Annotated in this window: 30 protein-coding genes; 22 read left to right on the top strand and 8 right to left on the bottom strand. The window is 65.5% G+C overall.

All coding sequences use genetic code 11. From position 1 onward, the window contains the following. The first annotated feature begins 31 nt into the window (after positions 1–31). Positions 32–739, top strand: coding sequence for a FadR/GntR family transcriptional regulator (locus ASE66_RS19180; protein WP_057191318.1), 708 nt, complete (start codon positions 32–34; stop codon positions 737–739). A 779-nt stretch (positions 740–1,518) separates the two neighbouring features. Next, positions 1,519–1,929 (top strand): DUF2958 domain-containing protein, encoded by a 411-nt coding sequence (locus tag ASE66_RS19185; protein WP_057191319.1) that lies wholly within the window; start codon positions 1,519–1,521, stop codon positions 1,927–1,929. A gap of 23 nt (positions 1,930–1,952) precedes the next feature. Here ASE66_RS19185 and ASE66_RS32175 read toward each other — a convergent pair whose 3' ends face one another. The 4 genes from ASE66_RS32175 to ASE66_RS19200 all read right to left on the bottom strand — a co-directional run bounded on the left by ASE66_RS32175 (position 1,953) and on the right by ASE66_RS19200 (position 5,683). After that, complete coding sequence (locus ASE66_RS32175) at positions 1,953–2,243, bottom strand: hypothetical protein (RefSeq protein WP_156412243.1); 291 nt, start codon at positions 2,241–2,243, stop codon at positions 1,953–1,955. A 206-nt stretch (positions 2,244–2,449) separates the two neighbouring features. Then, entirely contained in the window at positions 2,450–2,941 is a 492-nt protein-coding gene (locus tag ASE66_RS19190) for a DUF411 domain-containing protein (protein WP_057191320.1), read from the bottom strand. A 40-nt stretch (positions 2,942–2,981) separates the two neighbouring features. Beyond that, positions 2,982–5,363, bottom strand: a complete 2,382-nt coding sequence (locus ASE66_RS19195) for a heavy metal translocating P-type ATPase (protein WP_057191321.1) — start codon at positions 5,361–5,363, stop codon at positions 2,982–2,984. A 95-nt stretch (positions 5,364–5,458) separates the two neighbouring features. After that, positions 5,459–5,683 (bottom strand): heavy-metal-associated domain-containing protein, encoded by a 225-nt coding sequence (locus tag ASE66_RS19200; RefSeq protein WP_244494988.1) that lies wholly within the window; start codon positions 5,681–5,683, stop codon positions 5,459–5,461. A gap of 226 nt (positions 5,684–5,909) precedes the next feature. On the opposite strand from ASE66_RS19200, the gene ASE66_RS19205 reads away from it, so the two are divergent. Further along, positions 5,910–6,458: a chromate transporter gene (locus ASE66_RS19205; protein WP_057191323.1), complete on the top strand. Its 549-nt coding sequence runs from the start codon at positions 5,910–5,912 to the stop codon at positions 6,456–6,458. Between the two features lie 9 nt (positions 6,459–6,467). Then, positions 6,468–7,004 carry a chromate transporter gene (locus ASE66_RS19210; RefSeq protein WP_082613581.1) on the top strand — a complete coding sequence of 179 codons (537 nt, stop codon included), beginning with the start codon at positions 6,468–6,470 and terminating at the stop codon, positions 7,002–7,004. A gap of 11 nt (positions 7,005–7,015) precedes the next feature. On the opposite strand, the gene ASE66_RS19215 is transcribed toward ASE66_RS19210, so the two are convergent. Continuing rightward, a complete protein-coding gene (locus ASE66_RS19215; protein WP_057191325.1) occupies positions 7,016–7,534 on the bottom strand; it encodes a thioredoxin family protein in 519 nt (172 codons plus the stop codon). A 159-nt stretch (positions 7,535–7,693) separates the two neighbouring features. On the opposite strand from ASE66_RS19215, the gene ASE66_RS19220 reads away from it, so the two are divergent. The 4 genes from ASE66_RS19220 (at position 7,694) to ASE66_RS19235 (ending at position 10,232) form a co-directional block, all read left to right on the top strand. Further along, the gene (locus tag ASE66_RS19220) at positions 7,694–8,005 is read left to right on the top strand and encodes a thioredoxin family protein (RefSeq protein WP_244494989.1); all 312 of its coding nucleotides are present in this window, start codon (positions 7,694–7,696) and stop codon (positions 8,003–8,005) included. Beyond that, a complete protein-coding gene (locus tag ASE66_RS19225; RefSeq protein WP_057191327.1) occupies positions 8,002–8,382 on the top strand; it encodes an ArsR/SmtB family transcription factor in 381 nt (126 codons plus the stop codon). Before ASE66_RS19220 ends, ASE66_RS19225 begins: the two co-directional genes overlap by 4 nt. A 28-nt stretch (positions 8,383–8,410) precedes the next feature. Further along, a complete protein-coding gene (locus ASE66_RS19230; protein WP_057191328.1) occupies positions 8,411–9,484 on the top strand; it encodes a YeeE/YedE family protein in 1,074 nt (357 codons plus the stop codon). Positions 9,485–9,620: 136 nt separating this feature from the next. Then, entirely contained in the window at positions 9,621–10,232 is a 612-nt protein-coding gene (locus ASE66_RS19235) for a rhodanese-like domain-containing protein (RefSeq protein WP_156412244.1), read from the top strand. Between the two features lie 153 nt (positions 10,233–10,385). Here the strand turns inward: ASE66_RS19235 and ASE66_RS19240 are convergent, their stop codons facing one another. From ASE66_RS19240 to soxA, 3 genes are read right to left on the bottom strand one after another with little or no spacing between them, the layout of a single operon-like run. Continuing rightward, positions 10,386–11,276: an MBL fold metallo-hydrolase gene (locus ASE66_RS19240; protein ID WP_057191329.1), complete on the bottom strand. Its 891-nt coding sequence runs from the start codon at positions 11,274–11,276 to the stop codon at positions 10,386–10,388. Positions 11,277–11,294: 18 nt separating this feature from the next. Continuing rightward, positions 11,295–11,903 carry a sulfur oxidation c-type cytochrome SoxX gene (soxX, locus tag ASE66_RS19245; protein ID WP_057191330.1) on the bottom strand — a complete coding sequence of 203 codons (609 nt, stop codon included), beginning with the start codon at positions 11,901–11,903 and terminating at the stop codon, positions 11,295–11,297. 11 nt (positions 11,904–11,914) lie between these two features. Next, complete coding sequence (gene soxA / locus ASE66_RS19250; protein WP_244495017.1) at positions 11,915–12,706, bottom strand: sulfur oxidation c-type cytochrome SoxA; 792 nt, start codon at positions 12,704–12,706, stop codon at positions 11,915–11,917. 213 nt (positions 12,707–12,919) lie between these two features. On the opposite strand from soxA, the gene soxY reads away from it, so the two are divergent. The 14 genes from soxY to ASE66_RS19320 all read left to right on the top strand — a co-directional run bounded on the left by soxY (position 12,920) and on the right by ASE66_RS19320 (position 24,675). Further along, a complete protein-coding gene (gene soxY, locus ASE66_RS19255; protein WP_057191332.1) occupies positions 12,920–13,384 on the top strand; it encodes a thiosulfate oxidation carrier protein SoxY in 465 nt (154 codons plus the stop codon). Between the two features lie 43 nt (positions 13,385–13,427). Then, positions 13,428–13,757, top strand: coding sequence for a thiosulfate oxidation carrier complex protein SoxZ (gene soxZ, locus ASE66_RS19260; protein WP_057191333.1), 330 nt, complete (start codon positions 13,428–13,430; stop codon positions 13,755–13,757). Positions 13,758–13,912: 155 nt separating this feature from the next. Further along, the gene (gene soxB, locus ASE66_RS19265) at positions 13,913–15,610 is read left to right on the top strand and encodes a thiosulfohydrolase SoxB (RefSeq protein ID WP_057191334.1); all 1,698 of its coding nucleotides are present in this window, start codon (positions 13,913–13,915) and stop codon (positions 15,608–15,610) included. Positions 15,611–15,653: 43 nt separating this feature from the next. After that, on the top strand, positions 15,654–16,928 hold the full coding sequence (soxC, locus tag ASE66_RS19270; protein ID WP_057191335.1) for a sulfite dehydrogenase: 1,275 nt from the start codon (positions 15,654–15,656) through the stop codon (positions 16,926–16,928). After that, on the top strand, positions 16,912–17,643 hold the full coding sequence (locus ASE66_RS19275; protein ID WP_057191336.1) for a c-type cytochrome: 732 nt from the start codon (positions 16,912–16,914) through the stop codon (positions 17,641–17,643). Before soxC ends, ASE66_RS19275 begins: the two co-directional genes overlap by 17 nt. Further along, positions 17,643–17,960 carry a c-type cytochrome gene (locus ASE66_RS19280; RefSeq protein ID WP_057191337.1) on the top strand — a complete coding sequence of 106 codons (318 nt, stop codon included), beginning with the start codon at positions 17,643–17,645 and terminating at the stop codon, positions 17,958–17,960. Before ASE66_RS19275 ends, ASE66_RS19280 begins: the two co-directional genes overlap by 1 nt. Before the next feature lie 34 nt (positions 17,961–17,994). Continuing rightward, complete coding sequence (locus ASE66_RS19285; protein ID WP_057191338.1) at positions 17,995–18,522, top strand: DsrE family protein; 528 nt, start codon at positions 17,995–17,997, stop codon at positions 18,520–18,522. Between the two features lie 47 nt (positions 18,523–18,569). Then, on the top strand, positions 18,570–19,844 hold the full coding sequence (locus tag ASE66_RS19290) for an NAD(P)/FAD-dependent oxidoreductase (RefSeq protein ID WP_057191339.1): 1,275 nt from the start codon (positions 18,570–18,572) through the stop codon (positions 19,842–19,844). Between the two features lie 40 nt (positions 19,845–19,884). Continuing rightward, positions 19,885–20,193, top strand: a 309-nt coding sequence (locus ASE66_RS19295) for a c-type cytochrome (RefSeq protein ID WP_156412271.1), incomplete at its 3' end; no start/stop codon positions are given. A gap of 245 nt (positions 20,194–20,438) precedes the next feature. Then, positions 20,439–20,627: a periplasmic nitrate reductase, NapE protein gene (locus ASE66_RS19300; RefSeq protein WP_057191341.1), complete on the top strand. Its 189-nt coding sequence runs from the start codon at positions 20,439–20,441 to the stop codon at positions 20,625–20,627. 9 nt (positions 20,628–20,636) lie between these two features. Next, a complete protein-coding gene (locus ASE66_RS19305) occupies positions 20,637–20,984 on the top strand; it encodes a chaperone NapD (protein WP_057191342.1) in 348 nt (115 codons plus the stop codon). Beyond that, complete coding sequence (gene napA, locus ASE66_RS19310) at positions 20,981–23,482, top strand: periplasmic nitrate reductase subunit alpha (RefSeq protein ID WP_057191343.1); 2,502 nt, start codon at positions 20,981–20,983, stop codon at positions 23,480–23,482. The genes ASE66_RS19305 and napA overlap by 4 nt, the downstream gene beginning before the upstream one ends. Next, the gene (locus ASE66_RS19315) at positions 23,449–23,952 is read left to right on the top strand and encodes a nitrate reductase cytochrome c-type subunit (protein WP_057191344.1); all 504 of its coding nucleotides are present in this window, start codon (positions 23,449–23,451) and stop codon (positions 23,950–23,952) included. Before napA ends, ASE66_RS19315 begins: the two co-directional genes overlap by 34 nt. A gap of 12 nt (positions 23,953–23,964) precedes the next feature. Further along, on the top strand, positions 23,965–24,675 hold the full coding sequence (locus tag ASE66_RS19320) for a cytochrome c3 family protein (RefSeq protein ID WP_057191345.1): 711 nt from the start codon (positions 23,965–23,967) through the stop codon (positions 24,673–24,675). Positions 24,676–25,113: the final 438 nt, after the last annotated feature.

Genomic DNA, 25,113 nt, shown 5'->3' on the forward strand with positions numbered 1-25,113 from the left:
TATGATTGGTATAGGCTTAGGAGACGCAGGCATGAGCGATCGCATCGGCAGGGATTGGCCAATCGGCGCCGCGTCCTCGCGCGACGATCTGTTGCAGCAATGCCTTGCTGCGCTGGAGCGCGGCCAGTTGCGGGCCGGCCAGCGGCTGCCGAACGAGCGCAACCTGGCCGACATCACCGGGCTGTCGCGTTCGACCGTGCGCGTCGTCCTCGACACCCTGGAGCGCGATGGCCGGATCGTCCGCCAGGTCGGGCGCGGCACCTATGTGGCCGATGGCGCCCGCGCCGAGGCGACGGACGTCCCGATGCTGCCGACGCCGGCCGAGTTCATGGAATTCCGCCTCGCCATCGAGCCGTCGCTGGCGGAGCTCGTCGTGCTCGGCGCCACGGATGCACGGCTGGAAGAGCTGAGCGCCATCGTCGCCCAGGGCGGCAGGGTCGAGCGCTGGCAGGAGGCGGAGGCGGCCGACAGGGCGTTTCACCAGGCGCTGTTCGACGCGACGGGCAACCGCCTCTTCACCGAACTCGGACAGCGCCTCAGCGATGCGCGCGAGAGCCGGAGCTGGCTACGGCTCAAGGAGGGCAGCTTCTCGCCGGAGAAATGGGCCGTCTATCATCGCGAGCACGAGGTCATCGTCGCCGCCTTGCTCGACCGCAATGCGGAGAACGCCAAGAATGCGTTGCGGCGCCATCTCGGCGGGGTGCGGGCGAATGCTCGCATGGCGGTCTGGGAGCTATAGGCAATCCGCGACGGCGAGATGGCCGGCCAGAATGGGCTGGTAGCGCTCGACCGTGCGCAGGGCGGCTGCCGCGCGATGTCGCGATCTTCATTTCCTTGAGATCGGCGACCGATTTGAAGGCATGCTGTATTCGCGGCCTTCACGATCAGGACGACGAGAATGCTGGCGATGCCGCTCTTTATGGCCTGGTCCTCGCTCACTGGAGAACGCGCCCCGATCGCCAGGACGACAGGCGCCGCCGTCAGGCCACGACATTATCCGCAGGCGCTGCCTGCAGGCACTTCATGGACAGGCTGCTTGACCGGCAAGCCTTTGTCTTTGCGGGCGAAAGTTTCGCAATGGCGCGGCAGCGCGGGTGCCAGCACCTAAGTACCAGCAGTTAGGCATCCTGCCCTTCTTCGGCCAGGGACGCCCTGCAGCGGCGCTCGGCGGTGATCCTGCCGACAAACCGGAGATCGGCCCCATGAGCGCTGCTCAGTGAATGTCCGCTCTCTGGCAGACAGCCAACTTCCGCTCTTGGCGCGATGGCGACACGAAGATGCCCCTCAAACTTTAGCTGGCTCCTCGAGCCTGCAACCGAGGCGGCCGCGCTGGAAGGTGTTTTAAAGCCGCCGGCGACAAGATCTTCCGCTTCTATAATCCCGTTCCTGACATTGGTTATCCCACATGCTCGCGTTCATCCCGCTCCGCGAAGGCTGCCTACCAACATAGCGCCTGCCTACCAAGCCTACCGCTCCGATCCTGTCCTGCTGCGTGATAGGTGATCAGGCGGTCTGAGCATGGAAACCAGCGCGACCTTCGTCATTCCGCTCGCCGAGCACGACCTCCTGCTAGCCAACGGCCGGCTGACTGCGTCTGGTGTCCAAAATGACCCGTTGCCAGTGGTCCGGCTGTTCATGAGCGATACCGAAGCGTTTTTCCTTCTGTTCAACCTCGACCCAGCACAGCCGGACTGTAGCCTGGCCTTTTACGATCTAGGCGTGGGCCAGCCCAGAGTCGGCCATATTTCGCTAGCCGAGGTCGCAGGCTTTCGGGGGGCGGGGAGCATCGCCCCGTGCGGCGCGACACTGCGTTCGAGCCAAAGCTGCTGCTATCCGCATATGCGCAGTATGCCGCCGCTTATGCACGGCTGTTCGCGTAGCCTCTATGCTGGATGCAGCTGCTGCATCAAAGCAGACTACGGGCGCTGAGAGGCTTTTAGATAGAAGTGATCCTAGATAAAGGGCAGAGCCAATCCAAATAAAGTGACAAAACCTGTCGCGATCGGCCGCAAAGGATAATTCTTATAATATTCTCTTGTTTCGCTCTGAATCAGCTCGGCGTTAAGACGAGCTTCTGGCATTTTACTAGAAATCACAGATGCAGCAATCATCAAGCCAAAGCCGATAAACGTTGCGATTATAGTCCATGGGATGGAAATAATATCAAAAGACATTACGGCAATTGGAAAAATAGACGGGACCCATCCTACGTCGTGGCGCAGTTTTAGAGCTCTAATACTCACTGAAAGCTCCCATCTGCCGTGCGGTTTCACTACCTTCGGTAGCAAGACATATAGCGCTCACGCGTTAGGGAATCTCGGTGACGAGTTGGTTGTCCACAAAACCGGGGCAACTCCATACTGGACCTGTTCCGGACCGGTGAGCGGTCCGACTACGCCGGTAAGGCCGACGGCTGAAACCGCCGGCCTTACCGCGAGGGCAGGGGGCTTCAGAGCTGCTGCAGCCCGCGATAACGCGCGAAGACGTTCTGCCGGCCGGCGGAGAAGACGACGACGTCATAGGTATCGGGCGGCTGCCCCTGTACTTCCATGCCGGGCGAGCCGACAGGCATGCCGGCGACGGCGAGGCCCGTCACCTTCGGCCGCTCGGCGAACAATCGCTTGATTGCCTGCGCCGGAACATGGCCTTCCAGCACATAGCCGCCGATCTCCGCGGTGTGGCAGGATGCGAGGGCGTCGGGCACGCCGAGCTTCAGCTTGAGCGGGCCGACATCCACGACCTCGACCACCTCGACCGGAAAGCCGGCCGCCTTCACATGCTCGACCCAGTTGCCGCAGCAGCCGCAGTTCGGATCGCGCGTCACGACCATCTTCGGCAGCGTTTCGGCGGCGCTCGACGGGCGTAGCAGTCCGAACACGGCGGCAGCCTGCGTAGCGCCGATCAGCAGCCCGCGGCGGGAGAGGGCGAGTTCTTTCGTCATGCTGGTCTCCTTGTCGTCTTGAGTTCCATTGCCGCCGGCATCAGTCGAGCGAGACGCTGCGCAGGCGCAGCGCATTGCCGATCACGCTCACCGATGACAGCGCCATCGCCGCTGCCGCAATGATCGGGGACAAAAGCAGCCCGAACAGCGGATAGAGCACGCCCGCCGCCACTGGCACGCCCGCTGCGTTGTAGATGAAGGCGAAGAACAGGTTCTGCCGGATATTGCGCATCGTTGCCCGGCTGAGCTGGAGCGCCCGCACGATCCCTTGCAGATCGCCCTTGAGCAGGGTCACGCCGGCGCTCTCGATCGCGACATCGGTGCCGGTACCCATGGCGATGCCGACATCGGCCGCCGCGAGCGCCGGCGCGTCGTTGACGCCGTCGCCGGCCATCGCGACCACGCGACCCTGCGCGCGCAGCCTGCTCACGACGGCGCTCTTGTCTTCGGGCAGGACCTCGGCCTCGACCTCGTCGATGCCGAGCCGGCGCGCCACGGCCTGCGCCGTGGTCCGGTTGTCGCCGGTCAGCATGACCACGCGGATGCCGGCTCCCTTGAGCGCCGTGATCGCTGCCGGTGTGGTCGGCTTGACCGGGTCGGCGATCGCCAGGAGCCCGCCGACGCGATCGTCGACGGCGACGAAGATGACCGTGCCGCCCTCGGCCCTGAGCGCCTCTGCTTCACTCGTCAGGGCAGCGAGATCGACACCGGCCTCGGCCATGATGCGATGGCTGCCGATCACCAGCCGCCGGCCGTCGACGATGCCGGTCACACCCTTGCCGACGGGACTGTCGAAGTCCTGTGCCTCGCTCAGGGCGAGCCCGCGCTCCTTTGCCGCGTCGACGATCGCGGCAGCCAGCGGGTGCTCGCTCGCGCGCTCCAGCGAGGCCGCGAGCCGCAGCAACTCGGCCTCGTCGAAACCATCGACCGGCTTGAGCGCGGTCAGCTTCGGCTTGCCTTCGGTCAATGTGCCGGTCTTGTCGACGACGAGCGTATCGACCTTCTCGAAGCGTTCGAGCGCCTCGGCATTCTTGATCAGCACGCCGAGATGGGCGCCGCGGCCGACGCCGACCATGATCGACATCGGCGTCGCCAGGCCGAGCGCGCAGGGGCAGGCGATGATCAGCACGGCGACCGCGGCGACGAGCCCATGGGCGAGGCGCGGCTCCGGCCCGAACGCCATCCAGGCAATGAAGGCGGCGATGGCGATGACGATGACCAGCGGGACGAACCAGCCGGAGACCTGGTCGGCCAGTCGCTGGATCGGCGCCTGCGAACGCTGCGCCTCGGCGACCATGCCGACGATGCGGGCGAGCATGGTGTCGCTGCCGACCTTGCCGGCGCGCATGATGAAGCCGCCGGTCCGGTTGAGCGTGCCGCCGATCAGCACGGCGCCGGCCTCCTTGGTGACGGGCATTGATTCGCCGGTGACCATGGATTCGTCGATCGAGCTGCGGCCCTCGATCAGCTCGCCATCGACCGGCACGGTCTCGCCGGGCCGGACGCGCAGGCGGTCACCGACATGGACGGCATCGAGGCCGATATCCTCATCGGTGCCGTCATCCCGCACCCGCCGGGCCGTCTTCGGCACCAGGTCGAGCAAGGCGCGGATCGCGCCGCCGGTCTGCTCGCGCGCCCGCAATTCGAGTACCTGCCCGAGCAGGACGAGCACAGTGATCACCGCCGCCGCCTCGAAATAGACCGCCACCGAGCCGTCGCCGGCGCGGAACACCGGCGGGAACAGGCCGGGCGCGACTGTCGCGATCAGGCTGTAGAGCCAGGCGACGCCGGTGCCCATGGCGATCAGCGTGAACATGTTCAGGCTGCGATTGACGAGGGAGGCAAAAGCCCGCTGGAAGAACGGCCAGCCGGCCCAGAGCACGACGGGCGTCGCCAGCGCGAGCTGAATCCAGTTCGAGCTCTGCGGGCCGATCCACCTATGCAGGTCGACGAGATGCCCACCCATTTCGAGCATGAAGACCGGCACGGCGAGGGCGAGTCCGACCCAGAACCGGCGGGTCATGTCGATGAGCTCGGCGCTTGGGCCCTGCTCCGCGCTCGCAATCTCGGGTTCCAGCGCCATGCCGCAGATCGGGCAATTGCCCGGCTTCGGCTGGCGGATTTCAGGATGCATCGGGCAGGTATAGATCGCCCCCTTCGGAGCCTGCTTCCCAGGGGAAGTCCCGATCGTCTCCGCGACATAGGTGGCCGGGTTCGCCTCGAACTTGCCGCGGCAGCCGGTGGAGCAGAAAAAATAGGCCTGCCCCGCATGGGAGACGCGGTGCTTTGCCGTCGCCGGATCGACGACCATGCCGCAAACCGGGTCTTTCACAACCGCGGCCGAGGTATCGTGGTGATGCCCGTGGTCATGATTATGACCGTGGTCATGATGATGACCGCTGTGATGATGCTGGTCCGTCATGGGAACGCTGCCCCGCTGTTCCATCTCGTCGCATAAATGCTGCGCCAGCCGGCGCTTTCGCGCCGGCTGGCGTGCCTCAGACCGGCTCGGTCAAATCAGCCTGCGCTGGGCGTATATCCCGCCGCTGACACCGCTGACTTGATCGCTGCGATATCGGCGCTGCCCTGCACGCTGACCAGCTTCGAGCCGGGATCGGCGGTGACAGAGGTGCCCGGGATTTTGCCTTCGATCGCCTGCTTGATCGTTCCGGCGCAGTGGCCGCAGGTCATGTCCTCGACGCGAAGGCTGATCGCCCCGCTGGGGGGCGGTGTCGCGGCCAAGGCCGGGGTCGAATGCTGCTGGCAGGAGCACATGGCTGCAATGTCCTTTGCGTGACGATTGCAGCAGCCTGCACCTTCCCACGATGGTAAGGTCAAGCGCCTTTCGATCATTTTCGCGAGGTGCTGCTGATCGCGCCATGCGGCTCATGCCGGATATGCGCTGTCGCACTGGTCCAGCGGCGCAAAGCCTGCATTGTGCGCGCAGCTACTCCAGCGGCGAACGCACATGCCCGAGACCATGGCCCAGCGGCCGACGCCGCTGCAGCTCTTCCTGATCTTCTCCCGCATCGGCCTGACCAGCTTCGGCGGCGGCCTCAGCGGCTGGATGCTCCGGGAGTTCGTGCAGCGGCGCAGGCTGCTGAGCGAGGAGGACTTCCTCAACGGGCTTTCGATCGCGCAGGCGTTGCCCGGCGTCAACGTGACCAACATGGCGATCTGGATCGGCTACAGGCTGGGCGGGCGGGGCGGCGCCATCGCCTCCTGGCTCGGCATGATCGTTCCGGCGGCGATCGTCATCGTCCTGATCGGCAGCGCCTTCGCCTCGATCTCCGGCTACGAACTCAGCCATGTCGCGCTCAACGGTGCGGCCGCCGCGGCGATCGGGCTCTCGCTGGCGATGGGGCTGACGGCGGCGCGGCGCGTACCGCGACGGATATTCCCGCTCGCGGTCATGATCGCGACCTTCATCGCCGTCACCGTGCTGCACTGGCCGCTGCTCTGGACCGTGCTGGGCATCGGCTCGCTCAGCGTCGCCGTCGCCTATCACCAGAGCTGAGAGGGCATCGTGCCTGCCACACCCTTCAGCATCCTGCTCGTCTTCCTGCCGCTCTCGCTGGTCACGATCGGCGGCGGCCAGAGCGCGATCGCCGACATGCATCGCCAGATCGTCGACGTGAACCACTGGCTGAGCGCCGCGCAATTCGTCGACGCCTTCGCCATCGCCCGGCTGGCGCCCGGGCCGGGCTCGTTGCTGGCGACACTGATCGGCTGGCAGATCGCCGGGTTCTGGGGCGCAGTCGCCGCGACGGTCGGCATCTTCGGGCCGACCGCCGTGCTGATCTATGCCGTCACCAGCCTGTGGTCGCGCTATCAGGGCGCCCGCATTCTCACTGCGCTGGAGGTGGGGCTTCGGCCCGTCGCAGCCGGGATGATCCTGGCGGCCAGCTATGTCCTGATCCAGGCGCTCGACGGCGGCTGGTTCGCGCGCGGCCTCGCGCTGGTATCGACCGCCTTGTTGATGCTGACGCCGGTCAATCCGCTACTGCTGATCGCGGCCGGGGCAGGCTGCTTCGTCGGCCTGCATAGCCTGGCGTTGATATAGGAAGGCTGGCTTTACACGCCGTTCCTGACGGCGCGGAACTGCGCGATGAAGGCCTGCGGATCGGGGAGCGAGGCCATGCGCGCGACCTCCCGCTCCTTCGGCGCCTTTGCTGCAAGCCCGCTGACGCTGGTTGGGAAGAACTGGATCGCCGGCGTGCCCTCGATACCGTAGCGCGCCGCGAACGCCTTCTCGGTCAGCTTGCTCCCGTCGAAATCGGTGACCTCGCGCGCGCCGAGAATGTTGAGGTGAAGCACCGCGAAATTGTCGCGGATATAGGCTTCGATCTTGGGGTCGGCGAGATGGACCTCGTGCATGCGCCGGCAGGCCGGGCAGTTGCGCAGGCCCCAGAGGATCGCGAAGCGCTTGCCGCCCTGGCTCGCCGTCGAGAGATCCTCGGTGAGGTCGAGGAAGCTCTCGAGATACCAGTCCTCCTGGTAGAGCCCGTCGTCGCCGAGGCGGGCCTTGGCCAGGGCCGGCGCCGCCGCCATCACCGCCAGGGTGCCCGCCAGCAGACCGCGTCGTGTGATCATGGCGTCGCCTCCGTACGGCCCGAACGGGCTCTGGTATATACATATGAATACGACTATGTTCCGGGGATGATTGCAAGCGGGCGATATCGCGCAAGGCTGGCGGCAACGCTCACATTGTCGCTATTCCTGTCGCTGCCGGCCTTCGCGGCCGAGCTCGTGATGTACACCCGCAATGGCTGCCCCTTCTGCGTGCGCTTTGAGCGAGAGGTCGCACCGGTCTACTCCAAAACCTCGGAGGGCAAGGCCGCGCCGCTGCGTCGGATCGAGCTTCCGGCTGGCGGTGTCCGCGGCGGAGAGTTGCGCGAGCCCGTCATAGCCACGCCGACTTTCGTGCTGCTCGACGATGGCCGCGAGGTCGGCCGCATCACCGGCTATCTCAATGACGACATGTTCTGGGGTTTGCTCGGGCGGCTCGTTGCTGTCATTGAGACTCCAGACCAGATTCAACGATCAAGTGCGGAGAAACAATGACCGCGATCGTCTCGAAGGCGCTCGAAACCGAACTGCGCGATGGCGCCGAGTTCTCGCCCGAGCTCGACCAGCTGATGCGCAAGGCCCGCAAGGCCAGCGATTTCCTGAAAGCCCTCTCGCATGAGAACCGGCTGCTGCTGCTCTGCCTGCTGGCCGAGCGCGAGCGGACGGTGACCGAGCTCGAGAACCTGCTCTCGCTGCGCCAGCCCATGGTTTCGCAGCAGCTGGCGCGCCTGCGCCTCGACCAGCTCGTCACCACCCGCCGCGACGGCAAGGCGATCTATTACAGCCTCGCCAGCGACGATGTCCGGCGCGTCATCGCCGTGATCTACGACATCTTCTGCGGCCCGCCCGGGACCGAAGCCGGGAAGTCGTGAGCCGACCTCGCCCGCATCGGCGCTCGTCATGATCGCGCTATCCGCCTGGGGCGCGACGCTCGCAGGCGTGGCGGTAGGCGCCGCCTGCGGCTTCACCGTTCGTCGCGCGCGGCTGTGCTCCTTCGGCGCAGTCGAGGATGCCTGGATGGGCGGCGACACCCGCCGGCTGCGGATTTTCGGTCTCGCGCTCGCGATCGCGCTGATCGGCACACAGAGCCTGATCGGGCTTGGCCTGCTCGACCCCGCGAATTCGACCTATGTCCAGCCGGCTCTGCCCTGGCTGTCGATCGTGGTCGGCAGCACATTGTTCGGGCTCGGCATGGCGCTGGTCGGCACCTGCGGCTTCGGCTCGCTCGTGCGGCTCGGCTCCGGCGATCTGCGCAGCCTGATCGTGATGATGATCTTCGGCGCGGTCGCCTATGCGACGCTGCGCGGCATGTTTGCCCCGATCCGGATCGAGTTGCTGGAGAAGGTCTACTGGCCGCTTCCCGGTGGTCTCAAGGGCGATCTCGCCAGCATCCTGACCTATCTCGGCGCCCCCGCGGCGCGCGTGCTGGTCACAGCCGCCGGCGCGTTCATCCTGATCGCCATCGTCGCCCTCGATCCGCGGCTGCGGCGCTCGCCGCGACTGCTGCTCGCCGGCGCGGTGCTCGGCGTTGCCGTCGTCGCCGGCTGGTGGGTGACAGGCGTCGCCGTCGATGCCTTCGAGACCGTGCCGCGAGCCCAGAGCCTGACCTTCGTCTCACCGGTCGGCCGGGCGCTCTATGCCGTGCTGAGCGTGCCCTCGGCCCTGCTCGAATTCGGGATAGGCACGCTCGCCGGCGTCACGCTCGGCTCGTTCCTGTCGGCGCTCTATGACCGTGAATTCCGCTGGGAGGCCTTCGACGACGACCGCGAGATGCGCCGCCATCTGCTCGGCGCCGTGCTGATGGGCGGCGGCGGCGTTCTTGCCGGCGGCTGCACCATCGGGCAGGGCATCTCGGCCGGTTCGATGCTGGCCCTGTCCTGGCCGCTGGCGATCGCCGGCATGATGATCGGCGCACGGATCGGCATCGCCTTCCTGGTTGAAGGCTCGCTCAGAGGGCTCTGGCAGCGCGGCTGACAGGGCGCCTGCGACATCGCTTCCGCGATCGCGCCAGGTCATCTCAATTGACGTATATCATTTCTAATATATATTGAATTTCATATTTGTTCAAGAAGCCGGATACCGGCTGACGAAAATCCTCATGGAGATCGCCATGAATCGCAGGACGATCCTGACAGTCGCAGCCGGGGCGGCCATCAGCGGCATCGCGGCCCGCGCCGAGGCGCAGCAGGCAGTCACTCCTCAAGCGACAGGCTCGCATGTCGGCATCGCCAAGGCCAAGCAGACGACGCTCGGCCTCTACATGACCCCGCGCGAGGCGGCTGATGCGATGGGGCGCGAAGGTGCAAAAACCCTGTTCGTCGATGTCCGCACCCGCGCCGAGATGATGTTCACCGGCTGGGCTCCGGCGATCGACGGCAATGTACCCTTCGTCGATGTCACCGAGTTCTGGGACTGGGACGACAAGGAAGGGCGCTACAGGCTCGATGCCAATCCGACCTTCTCGCAGGATGTCGGCCGGCTGCTGACGGCGAAGGGCCTCGCCAAGAGCGACCGCGTCATCGTCATGTGCCGCTCCGGCGACCGCTCGGCGCGCGCGATCGACAAGCTCGCCGAAGCCGGCTTCACGCAGGTCTACAATCAGTATGAGGGCTTCGAGGGCGATCTCACTCCTGAAGGCCGGCGCAGCGTCAACGGCTGGCGCAATGCCGGGTTGCCCTGGACCTTCAAGCCCGACAAGGCGAAGTTCTACCTGCGCGGCTGAAGGATCAACGAGCCCTTATCCTGAGGAGCCATGTCGCAGGCATGGCGTCTCGAAGGATGCTCCAGGAGGCTCCGGAGACATCTGAAACATCCTTCGAGACGGCCGCTGACGCGGCCTCCTCAGGATGAGGGCTGAGGTTCTGAAGCAGAATTCTCAGGATGCCGCGACAAAGCGGTAGGCCGTGCCCTGCCGCTCGACCCGCCCGACGGCGCCGGGCAGGTGATAGCCGATGATCTGTGCCTTGTCCTGGCTGAGCCGATCGAGCAGCCGGCGCCGCGTTGTGACGGCAAGATCGGCATCGTGGTCGGACGCCGGCCGCCAGTCCGGTCGCGCGAACGAAATCAGCGGATGCGTCAGCGCATCGCCCAGCACCATGACCGGCCCACCGGCCGTCTTGAAAGCGAACGAGACATGGCCGAGCGTATGTCCCGGCGTTGGAACCGCCTCGATGCCGGGCAGCCATTCCCGGCCGAGCTCCAGCCGTTCCAGCTTGTCGCCCAGTTCCTTGGCGATGCGCTGTGCCCCGGCCGCGAAGGCATGCCGGTCTTCGGGCAGGCGCTGATAGACCTTCGGATCGGTCCAGAAGCCGATCTCGGGCGCAGCGACCAGCCAGCGTGCATTGGGAAAGAGCGGGCTGTCGAACTCGTCGAGCGCACCCCAGAAATGATCGGGATGGAGATGGGTGAACAGCACATGCGTCACCGCATCGGGCTCGATTCCGGCCGTCTTCAGGCTCTCCCCGAGCTTGCCCGAGCCCGCCAGGAAGTTCGCGCCCGAGCCGCAATCGAACAGGATCACGTCCTTGCCGCGCTTCAGGCAGGTGACGTTGAGCACCGAGCGCGTCGGCCCGGCTTGCTTCGCCTCGGCGGCGAGTTCGGCCGGTGAGACATCACGCGCCAGCATCGACAACGGCAGCTCGAAGCTGCCGTCGCTGAGGACGGTCAGCGCCTCATCGCCGGCCCCGAGCGTCGCCACGACCTGGGCGAGCGCAGGGGAGGCGAGGGCGCAGGCACCGACAGTGACGAACAGGCGACGCGTCAACATGGGGCGCTCCGACAAGGCCTACTTGTTCACCGGCGATTCCGGATCGAACAGATAGGCCATCACGTCCTTGATCTGCTGCTCGTCCAGGACCTTGTTGACGCCGAAGCGCGGCATGTTCGAGCAGGGCACCACCGCCATCGAGTTGTAGATCTTGGTGTAGGCGTCCTTGATCGTCTCGGGGTCGTATTTGCGGTCCTTGCCATAGGCGGCGAGGCTCGGCCCGAGCGTGCCGTAGCTCACTTCCTTCGGGTCGAGCTGGTGGCAGGCGAAGCAGTTGCCGCCGGCGACCGTACCGGCCGGATCGGAGAACTGGCCGCCGCGGCCGTTATTGGCGACCTGATAGCCCTTCTTCCAATCGCCGAGGAATTTTCCGTCGGCGGGATAGACGACGCGCGCCGATTCCCGCTTCAGCATCGCGTCGGACTCCGCCGAAGACGGATTGTTGCGGGTCGTGTTGCAGACCGCCAACGAGTCGTCCGGCTTGATCCTGGCCTGCCATTCGGCCGAGGCCTTGCCGAAGGTCGATTTCAGATAGGCGTCGATCACGGCCTGAGCCGGGCGTTCCTCGGCGGTAGCGGCCCCTGCGACGACCAGCAGGGTCGCCAGGGGAATGAGTGTCCTGATCATCACGTTTCCCCTCAGCGCTTGATCGACGGAACTTTGATCTCGCCGCCTTCGGCCTGCTTCTGCAGGAAGACGGTGAGCGCGGTCAGGGCCTCCGAGCCGTATTCCGGCACCGGCCAGCGCTGCTGGCGATAGCAGTCCCAGAGCCGGTGCTGCATCGTCCTGAGCGCGCTCTGCGAGACGCGGTAGGTCGGCCAGGAGCCCATCGTCTCCTGCGCGGTCTTGCCCTTGACCGAAAGATTGGGCAGGCCCTGCAGGCGGATGCGCTTGCCCTCCTCGGCATGGCAGGTGGCGCAGGAGAAATCGTTGACGCCGCCGCGCGTGTAGAACAGGGCTTCGCCGACCGCCGCCATCTCCTTTTCCTTGGGATGAGCGAGCTGCGGCTGGATCTTCATCTCGCTCGACTTGTTGGCGATGAAGGCAACGAGGTCCTCCATGTCCGAGGCCCGGGCCGGACCCGAGAAGCGCCGCAGGACGACCTCCTTGGTGTCGAGCCCCTGCAACTTGTCCATGCACCAGAGCAGTCGCTGCTCAGTGTCCATCACCTTGTCTGCGTCGGCGAAATAGCGCGGTAGCTTGGCGAAGGCGCCCTCGAGCTTGCCCGCCCCCTCGCCGAGGTCGCAGCCCTCCAGCGAGACGTTCTTGGTGCCGCGCTTCTCCGCCCAGAGCACCTCGCCGCGGTCGACCGCGAGGAAGCCCGGATTCGAGAATGGGTCCGAGAGCATCTGGCGATAGCGCTCGATCTCCTTCTCGCTGTCGTCCTGCGGCGGCGATTGCGCGGTCAACGGTCCCGCGACCAATGTCATGACAGCCGCCAAAGCGGCCGCTCCGATGATCGGAAGCTTCATCCCTCGCCCTTTCGTTTCCTCCGGGACCGCTTATCCTGCGATCTCGTCGACGGCCCTCTCGGGGGCTTTACATTCACAAAAAACAATATCACGATACGTGCAAATGATTGGCGTCCCGCTGTCGCGCCGTCAAGAGTTAAAACAAGACGAATGTGAAGGAGGAGCCCTCGTATGCTGACCCCCCTGTCGACGCTGTCGCGCCGTGATGCGGTGAAGGCCGCCGCTTGGGCCCTCGCCGCCGCTGCGATCGCGCCGAAGCTCGCTTTTGCCGACGAGAAGGCCGTCGCCGCCGAGATCAAGAAGCTCTACGGCGACAAGCCGATGACCTCCGGCAAGATCAAGCTCGACGTTCCCGAGATCGCCGAAAACGGCCTGGTCGTTCCGATCAATATCGAGATCGAGAGCCCGATGACGGACGCCGATTACGTCAAGGCGGTGCACGTCTTCGCCGAGGGCAACCCCCTGCCCGGCGTCGTCAGCTACCAGTTCACCCCGGCCTGCGGAAAGGCCTCGGCCGCGACGCGCATGCGGCTCGCGCAGACGCAGGACATCATCTGCGTCGCCGAGATGTCGAACGGCACGCTGCACACGGCCAAGGCCAACATCAAGGTCACGATCGGCGGCTGCGGCGGCTGACACCCCGCATCGTCATCGAACAGAACAAGGCGAGGAAATCCCCATGACCACCAAGCCCACGCCCCGCGTGCGTGTTCCGGCCAAGGCCACTGCCGGCGAGATGATCGAGATCAAGACGCTGATCTCGCACGAGATGGAATCCGGCCAGCGCAAGGACGCCAAGGGCGAGACCATCCCGCGCCAGATCATCAACAAGTTCTCGGCGAGCTTCAACGGCAAGCCGGTCTTCGCGGCCGATTGGTTCCCGGCGATCTCGGCCAATCCCTACCAGTCCTTCTTCTTCAAGGCGACGGAATCGGGCGAGTTCACCTTCACCTGGAAGGACGACAACGGCTCCGAATATGTCTCGAAGAACAAGCTGACGGTCGGCTGAGCCCTCTCGTCATTGCGAGCGTAAGCGAAGCAATCCAGTCTCGTAGAGCTCTACCGCTCCTGGATTGCTTCGTCGCTTCGCTCCTCGCAATGACGGCCAAAGCTCCACTTGAAGAGCCCCTGGATCGCGATGTGCGCGCATCCAAAGGATGAGTCATGATTTCAAGACGTGAATTCCTGCAGGCGACGGCGGTCGCCGCAGCGTTGACGACCGGATCCGGCCTCGGCCCGCTCGGGCGCGCCGCCGCCCAGCAGAAGCTGTCGCAGGCCGATATCCTGCGCTTCGAGCCGCTGGGGCAGGTTACGATCCTGCATGTGGCCGACATCCACGCCCAGCTCATGCCGCTGCAATTTCGTGAGCCGGCAGTCAATCTCGGCGTCGGCGAGGTCAAGGGCCTGCCGCCGCACCTGACCGACGCGGCCTTCCGCGAGCATTTCAAGATCGCCGCCGGCTCGGCCGACGCCTTCGCGCTGACCTCCGACGACTTCATCTCGCTCGCCCGCAACTATGGCCGGATGGGCGGGCTCGACCGGATCGCGACGCTGGTCAAGGCGATCAGGGCCGAGCGCGGCGATGACAAGGTCGTGCTGCTCGACGGCGGCGACACCTGGCAGGGCAGCTGGAGCGCGCTCCAGACCAAGGGCCAGGACATGGTCGATGTCATGTCGGCCCTGAAGCTCGACGCGATGACCTCGCATTGGGAGTTCACCCTCGGCGCCGAGCGGGTCAAGGAGATCGTCGAGAAGGCACCCTTCGCCTTCCTCGCCCAGAACATCCGCGACAAGGAGTGGAACGAGCCGGTTTTCCCGCCGCGCAAGGTCTTCGAAAAGGGCGGCGTCAAGGTCGCGGTGATCGGCCAGGCGCTGCCGCGCACGGCAGTCGCCAACCCGCGCTGGATGTTCCCGGAATGGGAATTCGGCATTCGTGAAGACGAGTTGCAGAAGCAGGTCGAGGAAGCCCGCGCCGAGGGCGCGGCCGTCGTCGTGCTGCTCTCGCATGACGGCTTCGACGTCGACCGCAAGCTGGCGAGCCGGGTCAAGGGCATCGACGTCATCCTGACCGCGCATACCCATGACGCCATGCCCGGGTTGATCCGGGTCGGCAATACTGTGCTGGTCGCCTCCGGCTCGCATGGCAAGTTCGTCTCGCGCCTCGACATCGCGGTGAAAGACGGCAAGGTCGCCGATATCCGCTTCAAGCTGATGCCGGTCTTCGCCGACGCCATCGCGCCCGATCCGGAGATGGCGGCGCTGGTGACGAAGCTGCGCGCGCCCTTCGCCGCCGACCTCGCCAGGGAAATCGGCCGCACCGACTCGCTGCTCTACCGGCGCGGCAATTTCAACGGCAGCTTCGACGATCTGATCTGCGACGCCATGCTCTCGCAGCGCGACGCCGAGATCGCGCTCTCGCCGGGCTTCCGCTGGGGCGGTTCGCTGCTGCCGGGCGAGCCGATCACCTGGGAGGCAATCACCAATGCGACCGCGATCACCTATCCGAACTGCTACCGGATGGAGATGACCGGCCTGCAGCTCAAGGAGATCCTCGAGGACGTCGCCGACAACATCTTCCACCCCGATCCCTATTTCCAGGGCGGCGGCGACATGGTCCGCATCGGCGGCATGGGCTACGCCATCGATGTCGGCAAGCCGATGGGCAGCCGTATCTCCGGCCTCAACCATCTGAAGTCGGGCCAGCCGATCGACGCCTCCCGCAAATACGTCGTCGCCGGCTGGGCCAGCGTCAACGAGGGCACGCAGGGGCCACCGATCTGGGATGTGGTGCGCGACCACGTCGCCGCGACCAAGACCATCACCATCAAGCCGAACGACGCTGTGAAGGTGAGCGGAGCATGAGCGCCTCCGCCATTACGGCCGTTAAAGAACAAGGAGACGGGGCATGACCTCTCCCGCAAAGCCCGATCCGCTGAGCCGCCGCCGCTTCCTCGGCGGGGCGGCGATCGCTGGAGCCGGCCTCGCCGGCACCGGCCTCGCCCATGCCGAAACGGGCAAGCCAGACCCACTGATCACCGAGGTCCAGGACTGGAGCCGCTATCTCGGCGAGGGCGTCGACAAGCGGCCCTATGGCACGCCGTCGCGCTTCGAGAAGCACGTGATGCGCCGCGACGTCTCCTGGCTGACGGCCTCGCCCGAATCCTCGGTCAATTTCACGCCGCTGCACGAGCTCGACGGCATCATCACCCCGTCCGGCCTCTGCTTCGAACGCCATCATGGCGGCATTGCCGACATCGAGCCGGCCAATCACCGGCTGATGATCCATGGCCTCGTCGACAAGCCGCTGGTCTTCACCATGGAAGACCTCAAGCGGATGCCCCGGCAGAACCGCATCTATTTCCTCGAATGTGCCGCGAATTCCGGCATGGAGTGGCGCGGGGCGCAGCTCAATGGCTGCCAGTTCACCCACGGCATGGTCCACAACGTCATGTATACCGGCGTGCCGCTGAAGACGCTGCTGGCCGAGGCGGGGGTGAAGACCAACGCGAAATGGCTGCTGCTGGAAGGTGCCGATTCCTCCGGCATGAACCGTTCGCTGCCGCTGGAGAAGGCACTCGACGATGTGCTGATCGCCTTCGCCATGAACGGCGAAGCGCTGCGGCCCGAGCAAGGCTATCCCTTGCGCGCCGTCATCCCCGGCTGGGAGGGCAATCTCTGGGTCAAATGGCTCCGGCGCATCGAGGTCGGCGACCAGCCCTGGCAGGCCCGCGAGGAGACCTCGAAATACACCGACCTCCTGGCCGACGGTCGCTCGCGGCGCTTTACCTTCTTCATGGACGCCAAGTCGGTCGTGACCAACCCCTCGCCGCAGGCGCCATTGAAGCAGAAGGGCCGCAACGTTCTCTCCGGCCTCGCCTGGTCGGGGCGCGGCACGATCAAGCGCGTCGACGTCACCCTGGACGGCGGCAAGAACTGGCAGCATGCGCGGATCGACGGGCCGGTGCTCGATAAGTCGCTGACCCGCTTCTATGTCGATTTCGACTGGACCGGGCAGGACCTGCTGATCCAGTCGCGCGCGATGGATTCGACCGGCTATCTCCAGCCGACCAAGGAGGAGCTGCGCAAGATCCGCGGCACCAACTCGATCTACCACAACAACGGCATCCAGACCTGGCATGTGAAGGCAAACGGGGAGACCGAAAATGTCGAGATCGGTTAGGCCCGTCCTGCTCGCGGGCCTCGCGGCGATCACGGTTCTGGCCGCCGCGCCGCTTATCGCGCAGACCAAGCCGGCGGCGAAGCAGGCGCAGACGCATCCGCCGGCCAAGGCCGCTCCGGTCCCGGCCGCCAAGCTCGGCCTTGGCCGCGAGGCGCTGCCAGAGGAGATCAAGGCCTGGGACATCGCCGTGCGTCCCGACGGCAAGGGCCTTCCGCCCGGCAAGGGCACGGTCAAGCAGGGCGACGAGATCTTCCAGGCGCAATGCGCCAGCTGCCATGGCGAATTCGGCCAGGGCAACAACCGCTGGCCGGTGCTGGCCGGCGGAATGGGCTCGCTGAAATCCGACCGCCCGGAGAAGACGATCGGCTCGTTCTGGCCCGACCTCTCGACGGTGTTCGACTATGTCCGCCGGGCGATGCCCTATGGCAACGCCCAGTCGCTGTCGCCGGACGAGCTCTACGCCGTCACCGCCTACCTCCTCTACCTCAACGACATCGTGAAGGATGAGGACTTCGAACTGTCGGATAAGAACTTTACCAGTGTGAAGCTGCCAAACGCCGCGGCCTTCTACGATGACGACCGCGAAACCACGGAGAAGGCGTTCTGGGGCAAGGAGCCGTGCATGAGCAACTGCAAGCCGGAGGTGAAGATCACCGGGCGAGCTGCGGTCCTCGACGTGACGCCGGATTCCAAGTCCGCGCCGAAGGTCGACTGATGCGAGGAGCCGGCACCGTCCGTTTTGCGGTGCTCGGCTTCGTCCTGGCCTGCGCGCCGGCCAAAGCAGCCGGCGACCGGGCGCTGGGTGAGTATCTCTCGTCGGAATGCACGAGCTGCCATCAGAGCAGCGGTCGGCAGGTCGGCGGCATTCCGGCGATCGTCGGCCATCCGGCCGAGCAGTTCGTCGCGCTGATGAACGCCTATCGCGAACGTCAGCGCGACAACCAGGTGATGCAGGCGGTCGCCACCCGGCTCTCGAGCGAGGAGATCGCGGCGCTAGCTGCCTATTACGAGAGTCTGAAGCCCAATCCATAGCCGGGCATATGGCCCGAGCAGCGGAGGAAGAACGATGTCGGAAGACACTCATCAGGCTTCGCGCCGGGCGTTGATGCTGGCGGCGGCGAGCGGGGTCGTCGCTGCGGCCGCTCCGGCCCTTGCCGCGCCCCGGCAGACGGCGCTCGCCGACCTCAAGAAGGAGGCCGACATCGCCTGCCTCTATCATTGCGATTTCGGCGAGCCGCAGCGTTTCACCCAGATGCTGCAGAACATCGCCAACCACTACTCCGCCTATGGCGCCGACCCGTTCGCGCTCCAGCTCGCCATCGTCGCGCACGGCCCGGGGGTGAAATTCTTCCTGGACAACCTCGACGACACCACCTGGCGCGACGAAGCCGCCACGGTTCCGAAGATATTCGAGCGCATCGAGGACGTGGCCAAAAACGGGCTGAAAATCCATCTCTGCGAGATCACCTTCACCCGGCTGAAGATCGACAAGAGCAAGGCGCGCAAGGCCGAGTTCATCGGCTTCGTGCCGTCCGGCGTCGCCGCCGTCGCTGCACTGCAGACCAAAGGCTTTGCCTATTTGAAGGTCGGATAGGGCCCGCAAGAGGCCTGCCGTCAACCGTGGGAAAGGGAGAGGGAAAAATGACTGCTAGCCGCCGCACATTCCTGTCGGGCCTCGCCGCCGCCGGCAGCTTCGCTATCGCCTCACCGGCCGTGCTCGGCCAGGGCAAGCCGCGCGTCGTCGTGATCGGCGGCGGAGCCGGCGGGGCGACCGCAGCAAAGTACATCGCCAAGGAGTCGAACGGCGCCGTCGCGGTGACGCTGGTCGAGGAGAACGAGGTCTACCAGACCTGCTTCCACTCCAACCTCTTCATCGGCGGCTTCAAGACCTATGAGGAGATCAGCCATCGCTACGATGCGCTGGCGAAGAACCACGGCATCACGCTGGCCCGCGCCCGCGCCACCCAGATCGATCGCGACAAGAAGGAAGTCGTGCTCTCGACCGGTGACCGCCTGCCCTATGACCGCCTCGTCGTCTCGCCCGGCATCGACCTCAAATACGATTCCGTCCCCGGCTGGTCGAAGGAGGTCGAGGAAGCCATGCCGCATGGCTGGAAGCCCGGTCGCCAGACGCAGCTGATCAAACAGAAGCTCGACGCCGTGCAAAATGGCGGCACGATCGTGATGATCGCCCCGCCCAATCCCTATCGCTGCCCACCCGGCCCCTATGAGCGCGCCTCGATGTTCGCCCATGTGCTCAAGGCGAGCGGCCGGCGCGACTGCAAGATCATCATCCTCGATCCGAAGGAGAGCTTCTCGAAGCAGGGCGTCTTCCAGGAGGGCTGGGAGAAGCATTACGGCGCGATGATCGAATGGCTCGGGCCGAAGGTGCATGACGGTATCAAATCGGTCGATCCGAAGACGAACACCGTCGTCACCGGCTTCGAGACCTACAAGGACTGCGCCTTCGTCAACGTCATCCCGGCGCAGATGGCCGGCGAGATCGCCCGCTCGGCGGGCTTAGCGCCGGCTGGCGGCTATTGCACGATCGACCCGGCATCGATGAAGTCGGTCGCCGACCCCAACATCTTCGTGCTCGGCGATGCCTGCGTCGGCGGCGACATGCCCAAATCCGCCTTCTCAGCCAACAGCCAGGCCAAGGTCGCGGCGATGGTGATCCGCGGCGAGCTCGCCAATGCCCGCACCTTCCCGGCGCGCTACATCAACACCTGCTGGTCGCTGATCGAGACCGACGATACCATCAAGGTCGGCGGGCGCTACGAGCCGAAGGACGGCAAGATCGCGGCAGCTGAGACCTTCGTCTCGCAGCCGCGCGAGAGCGCCGAACTGCGCAAGGAAAACCAGGCCGAGAACGTCGGCTGGTACGCCGCGATCACCGCCGACATGTTCGGCTGAAAGCCGCTCCTCCATTCCCGTATCTGCAAGGTCTGACCGCATGAAACTGCCCATCCTCGCCGCCGCTCTCGCTGCCGCCTTCGTCACCACCGGCGCCCGGGCGCAGGACGTCTCGGCCGGCGAGCGTTCCTGGAACAAGTGTCGCGCCTGCCACCAGGTCGGCGAAGGCGCCAAGAACCTGGTCGGTCCGCAGCTCAACGGCCTGTTCGGGCGTCATACCGGCGAAGTCGAGGGCTACAGCTATTCCACCGCCAACAAGGGCGCCAACATCACCTGGGACGAGGCGGTCTTCGCCGAATACATCAAGGACCCCAAGGCCAAGATCCCCGGCACCAAGATGATCTTCGCCNNTCCGGCTCCGGCGGCAGCCTGCGAGCCTATCCGGGGCTGCTGCCGCTGATAGGCTGGGTGGAATTCGCGGCCGCACCATCCCTGGCTTTGATCCATGTCAAAGCAGTCCGGCGGCACCTCGCTAACCTTGCGGAGTGCGCCGGGCTGGACAACTTGCAGGTGAGGACTAAGCTCCTTTGACAAGCTCCAATCTGGCTGAAGGCGATATGTGATCGCCGACGCCGACGGCGATGGAGACTGGCGATGGGAACTGACCCTGCGGGCACTGCTGAGGTGCACCCGGTGCAGCCGACCAGGAAGGCCGAGATCATGGCCTTTCTCACGCTTGCGGTTCTGATCTGGCCGGTCGTCGCCGTCGGGATCGTCGGTGGCTATGGGTTCCTGATCTGGATGTTGCAGGTGGTCCTAGGACCGCCTGGACCGCCGCGCTGAGGTCCCGCCATGCTGACCGGCAAGCGCGAGATCGACCGCCGCAAATTTCTCACAGGCGACATCCTGCCCGAGCGCGGCGCCATGCCGGCTCGCCCGCAACGCTTCTTCCATATTTCCAGCGCGGTCGTCACGGCGCGCCCCGAGCACTGCGCCGAGATCGCGCGCCAGATCGCCGCCCTGCCGGATACGGAAGTGCGCGCGGTCGAGGGCAGCAAGATCGTGGTGGTGATGGAAGGCAAGAGCAGCGGCGAGATCGGCAGCCGGCTCACCACCATGGCGCTGATGGACGGCGTGTTCTCGGCCAACATGGTGTTCGAGCAGCTCGAACCGCTCGACGATTCGGGAGATGACAGATGAGCTTGTCCCGTCGCGAGTTGCTCAAGGCCCAGGCCGCGGGGATCGCTGCCATGGCGGCCAATATCGGCGGTGCAGCGCAGGCGCAGCCCGTCTCCGGCGGGGTCGATGCGCTGAAGATCTCCTGGTCGAAGGCGCCCTGCCGCTTCTGCGGCACCGGTTGCGGCGTGATGGTCGGTGTCAAGGAAGGCCGGGTCATCGCCACGCATGGCGACATGAAGGCCGAGGTCAATCGCGGCCTCAATTGCGTCAAGGGCTATTTCCTCTCGAAGATCATGTACGGCGCCGACCGGCTGACCCAGCCGCTGCTGCGCAAGAAGAACGGCGCCTACGCCAAGGACGGCGAGTTCACGCCGGTTTCCTGGACCGAGGCCTTCGACACCATGGCCGCGCAGGCCAAGCGCGTACTCAAAGAGAAGGGGCCGACCGCGCTCGGCATGTTCGGCTCCGGCCAGTGGACGATCTTCGAGGGCTATGCCGCGACCAAGCTGATGCGGGCCGGCTTCCGCTCGAACAATCTCGATCCCAACGCCCGCCACTGCATGGCCTCGGCGGCCTACGCCTTCATGCGCACCTTCGGCATGGACGAGCCGATGGGCTGCTATGACGACTTCGAGCATGCCGACGCCTTCGTGCTCTGGGGCTCGAACATGGCCGAGATGCACCCGATCCTGTGGACCAGGGTGGCGGACCGCCGGCTCGGCCATCCGCATGTGAAGGTCGCGGTGCTCTCGACCTTCACCCATCGCAGCTCCGACCTCGCCGACATCCCGATCGTGTTCAAGCCGGGCACGGACCTGGCGATCCTGAACTACATCGCCAACCACATCATCTCGACCGGGCGGGTGAACAAGGACTTCGTCGACAAGCACACCACCTTCGTGAAGGGCGCGACCGAGATCGGCTATGGCCTGCGGCCGGACGATCCGCGCGAGGTCAAGGCGAGGAAGGCCGAGGACCCTGCCGCGACGACGCCGATCGATTTTGCGGCCTTCGCCGCCTTCGTGAAGGACTACACGCTGGAGAAGGTCTCGGCCCTGACCGGCGTCGAGCCGGGCTTCCTGCAGCAGCTCGCCGAGCTCTATGCCGATCCCAAGCGCAAGGTCACGTCGTTCTGGACCATGGGCTTCAACCAGCATGTGCGCGGCGTCTGGGCCAACCAGATGGTCTACAACCTGCATTTGCTGACAGGGAAAATCTCCGAGCCCGGCAACAGCCCGTTCTCGTTGACCGGGCAGCCCTCGGCCTGCGGCACGGCGCGCGAGGTCGGCACCTTCGCTCATCGCCTGCCTGCCGACATGACGGTGACCAATCCAGACCACCGCAAGCACGCCGAGGAGATCTGGCGCGTCCCGCACGGCATCATTCCGGAGAAGCCGGGCTACCACGCCGTCGAGCAGGACCGGATGCTCAAGGACGGCAAGCTCAATTTCTACTGGATCCAGGTCAACAACAACCTCCAGGCGGCGCCCAACAACAGCAACGAGACTTATCCGGGCTATCGCAACCCCGACAACTTCATCGTCGTCTCCGACGCTTACCCGACTGTGACGGCTATGGCGGCCGACCTGATCCTGCCGGCGGCGATGTGGGTCGAGAAAGAGGGCGCCTACGGCAATGCCGAGCGGCGCACCCATGTCTGGCACCAACTGGTGCAGGCGCCGGGCGAGGCGCGCTCCGATCTCTGGCAGCTGATGGAGTTCTCGAAGCGCTTCACCACCGACGAGGTCTGGCCGGCCGAGATCCTGAACGCCAATCCGAACTACAAGGGCAAGACCCTGTTCGACGTGCTGTACCGCAACGGCAATGTCGACAAGTTCGACCTCTCCGAGATCGATCCCGGCTATGAGAACCAGGAGGCGAAAGCCTTCGGCTTCTATGTCCACAAGGGGCTGTTCGAGGAATATGCCTCCTTTGGCCGTGGCCACGGCCACGACCTTGCGCCCTACGACACCTATCATCAGGTGCGCGGGCTGCGCTGGCCGGTGGTCGACGGCAAGGAGACGCTCTGGCGCTATCGCGAGGGGCTCGACCCCTATGTGAAGCCCGGCAAGGGCGTCGAGTTCTATGGCAACAAGGACGGCAAGGCGCGGATCATCGCGGTGCCCTACGAGCCGCCGGCGGAGATGCCGGACGATGAATACGATTTCTGGCTGGTCACCGGCCGCGTGCTCGAGCACTGGCATTCCGGCTCGATGACGATGCGCGTGCCGGAGCTCTACAAGGCCTTTCCGGGCGCGCGCTGCTTCATGCATCCGGAGGATGCCCGCAGCCGCGGGCTGAACCAGGGCGCCGAAGTCCGCATCATCTCCCGGCGCGGCGAGATGCGCACCCGTGTCGAGACGCGCGGGCGCAACCGTATGCCGCCGGGCGTGGTGTTCGTCCCGTGGTTCGATGCGAGCCAGCTGATCAACAAGACGACGCTGGATGCGACCGATCCGATCTCCAAACAGACGGATTTCAAGAAATGCGCGGTCAAGATCCTTCCGGTCTCCGCCTGATGCGCGCGAAGGCCATCCTTGGGGCCGCGCTCGCGGCCTGCCTCGTCCTTGCCTTCGGCGCGGCCCTCTCGCAGGAGGGCGCGCCGGTGAAGACCGTGCCGCGGCTCACCGGCACGCCGCAGCCCATGGCGCTGGAGCGGGTTCCCGCGCTCGGCCGGCCGGTCGTCGACGATGTCAGGCGCATGCGCAACTACCCTGAGCAGCCGCCGGTGATCCCGCATGCGATCGACGGCTACCAGCTGACGCTCAACACCAATCGCTGCATGGACTGCCACAAGCGCGAGTTCACGGAAGGCTCGGGCGCGCCGATGATCAGCGTCACCCATTTCCAGGACCGCGACGGGCAGGTGCTCTCCGACGTGACGCCGCGGCGTTATTTCTGCACTGCCTGCCATGTCCAGCAGACCGATGTGCCGCCGCTCGTGCCGAACCTGTTCCAGGACGCCAACGATGTCGGCCGGAAGCCGTAGCGGGGCGCGGTGATGGGCAAGCTCAAGGCGCTCTTCTGGCGGCTCTGGGGCCTGGTGGTCGCGTTCTGGCGCATCATCAGCCGGCCGAGCGCCTATCTGCCGCTCGGCTTCCTGACGCTGGGCGGCTTCGTCTGCGGCGTGATCTTCTGGGGCGGCTTCAACACGGCGCTGGAGATCACCAACACCGAGAAGTTCTGCACCTCCTGTCACGAGATGCGCGACAACGTCTATCAGGAGCTGCAGTCCACCGTGCACTTCTCCAACCGCTCGGGCGTGCGTGCGACCTGCCCGGACTGCCATGTCCCGCATAACTGGACCGACAAGATCGCTCGCAAGATGCAGGCCTCGAAGGAGGTCTGGGGCAAGATCTTCGGCACGATCTCGACGCGCGAGAAGTTCTTGGGCATGCGGCTCGAGCTCGCCAAGCACGAATGGTCCAGGCTGAAGGCAAACGACTCGCTCGAATGCCGCAACTGCCATTCATCGGTGGCGATGGACTTCACCAAGCAGACGCGGCGTGCGGCCGACATCCACAGCCGCTATCTGGTCACGAAGGAGAAGACCTGCATCGACTGCCACAAGGGCATCGCCCACCTCCTGCCGAACATGACCGGGATCGAGCCCGGCTGGAAGGAAGCCCCGGAGCTGGAGGGCAAGGGCGCCTCCTGGCATGGACCCGAGCGCGCCGTCAGCGCCTATCTGGCCGAGATCGAGAAGCGCTGAAGCAAGCGTTTGCCGAACAGGGCAGGGTCGCTCCGGGCGACTTCTATCGGCGAGCCATTCTGGACTCTCGTTCAGCGAGGCTCCCCGCATGGACCCCGGATCTCTGCCTCGTCGCGTCCGAGATGTCCGCGCCGGCGACGGCGCGTCGGCTTGTCCGTGGGGCGAAGCAGGCCATTCATCTCGCAGATCACATTGTCGCCGGCGAGGACGCGAAGGCGCGCGATTGAGTCTGCGCGGGCCGGGCACGCCCTTGATCATTGCTTGAGGCGGCGCGGTTTCGGCACGCGGAAGTTGCTGAAGACTCGAATTTTCGCGATCCAAAACGTTTGCGCAAACGTTTTGGATCGCTATCCTATGCCGAAACGCGGCGTCGAGCCGTTGCAGGGAGGATGAGTTGGGGCGAAATGGCCGGTTTTCCCTCGCGTGCCGTCACGCCGT

Origin of the sequence: Allobosea sp. Root483D1, assembly GCF_001429505.1 — a bacterium.
In the GTDB taxonomy this organism is placed as follows: domain Bacteria; phylum Pseudomonadota; class Alphaproteobacteria; order Rhizobiales; family Beijerinckiaceae; genus Allobosea.

Coding starts and splice junctions, on each gene's coding strand:
- ASE66_RS19180 (WP_057191318.1), top strand. CDS start 32: ATGAGCGATCGCATCGGCAGGGATTGGCCAATCGGCGCCGCGTCCTCG.
- ASE66_RS19185 (WP_057191319.1), top strand. CDS start 1,519: ATGGAAACCAGCGCGACCTTCGTCATTCCGCTCGCCGAGCACGACCTC.
- ASE66_RS19190 (WP_057191320.1), bottom strand. CDS start 2,941: ATGACGAAAGAACTCGCCCTCTCCCGCCGCGGGCTGCTGATCGGCGCT.
- ASE66_RS19195 (WP_057191321.1), bottom strand. CDS start 5,363: ATGACGGACCAGCATCATCACAGCGGTCATCATCATGACCACGGTCAT.
- ASE66_RS19205 (WP_057191323.1), top strand. CDS start 5,910: ATGCCCGAGACCATGGCCCAGCGGCCGACGCCGCTGCAGCTCTTCCTG.
- ASE66_RS19215 (WP_057191325.1), bottom strand. CDS start 7,534: ATGATCACACGACGCGGTCTGCTGGCGGGCACCCTGGCGGTGATGGCG.
- ASE66_RS19220 (WP_244494989.1), top strand. CDS start 7,694: ATGTACACCCGCAATGGCTGCCCCTTCTGCGTGCGCTTTGAGCGAGAG.
- ASE66_RS19225 (WP_057191327.1), top strand. CDS start 8,002: ATGACCGCGATCGTCTCGAAGGCGCTCGAAACCGAACTGCGCGATGGC.
- ASE66_RS19230 (WP_057191328.1), top strand. CDS start 8,411: ATGATCGCGCTATCCGCCTGGGGCGCGACGCTCGCAGGCGTGGCGGTA.
- ASE66_RS19235 (WP_156412244.1), top strand. CDS start 9,621: ATGAATCGCAGGACGATCCTGACAGTCGCAGCCGGGGCGGCCATCAGC.
- ASE66_RS19240 (WP_057191329.1), bottom strand. CDS start 11,276: ATGTTGACGCGTCGCCTGTTCGTCACTGTCGGTGCCTGCGCCCTCGCC.
- soxX (WP_057191330.1), bottom strand. CDS start 11,903: ATGATCAGGACACTCATTCCCCTGGCGACCCTGCTGGTCGTCGCAGGG.
- soxA (WP_244495017.1), bottom strand. CDS start 12,706: ATGACATTGGTCGCGGGACCGTTGACCGCGCAATCGCCGCCGCAGGAC.
- soxY (WP_057191332.1), top strand. CDS start 12,920: ATGCTGACCCCCCTGTCGACGCTGTCGCGCCGTGATGCGGTGAAGGCC.
- soxZ (WP_057191333.1), top strand. CDS start 13,428: ATGACCACCAAGCCCACGCCCCGCGTGCGTGTTCCGGCCAAGGCCACT.
- soxB (WP_057191334.1), top strand. CDS start 13,913: ATGATTTCAAGACGTGAATTCCTGCAGGCGACGGCGGTCGCCGCAGCG.
- soxC (WP_057191335.1), top strand. CDS start 15,654: ATGACCTCTCCCGCAAAGCCCGATCCGCTGAGCCGCCGCCGCTTCCTC.
- ASE66_RS19275 (WP_057191336.1), top strand. CDS start 16,912: ATGTCGAGATCGGTTAGGCCCGTCCTGCTCGCGGGCCTCGCGGCGATC.
- ASE66_RS19280 (WP_057191337.1), top strand. CDS start 17,643: ATGCGAGGAGCCGGCACCGTCCGTTTTGCGGTGCTCGGCTTCGTCCTG.
- ASE66_RS19285 (WP_057191338.1), top strand. CDS start 17,995: ATGTCGGAAGACACTCATCAGGCTTCGCGCCGGGCGTTGATGCTGGCG.
- ASE66_RS19290 (WP_057191339.1), top strand. CDS start 18,570: ATGACTGCTAGCCGCCGCACATTCCTGTCGGGCCTCGCCGCCGCCGGC.
- ASE66_RS19300 (WP_057191341.1), top strand. CDS start 20,439: ATGGGAACTGACCCTGCGGGCACTGCTGAGGTGCACCCGGTGCAGCCG.
- ASE66_RS19305 (WP_057191342.1), top strand. CDS start 20,637: ATGCTGACCGGCAAGCGCGAGATCGACCGCCGCAAATTTCTCACAGGC.
- napA (WP_057191343.1), top strand. CDS start 20,981: ATGAGCTTGTCCCGTCGCGAGTTGCTCAAGGCCCAGGCCGCGGGGATC.
- ASE66_RS19315 (WP_057191344.1), top strand. CDS start 23,449: ATGCGCGGTCAAGATCCTTCCGGTCTCCGCCTGATGCGCGCGAAGGCC.
- ASE66_RS19320 (WP_057191345.1), top strand. CDS start 23,965: ATGGGCAAGCTCAAGGCGCTCTTCTGGCGGCTCTGGGGCCTGGTGGTC.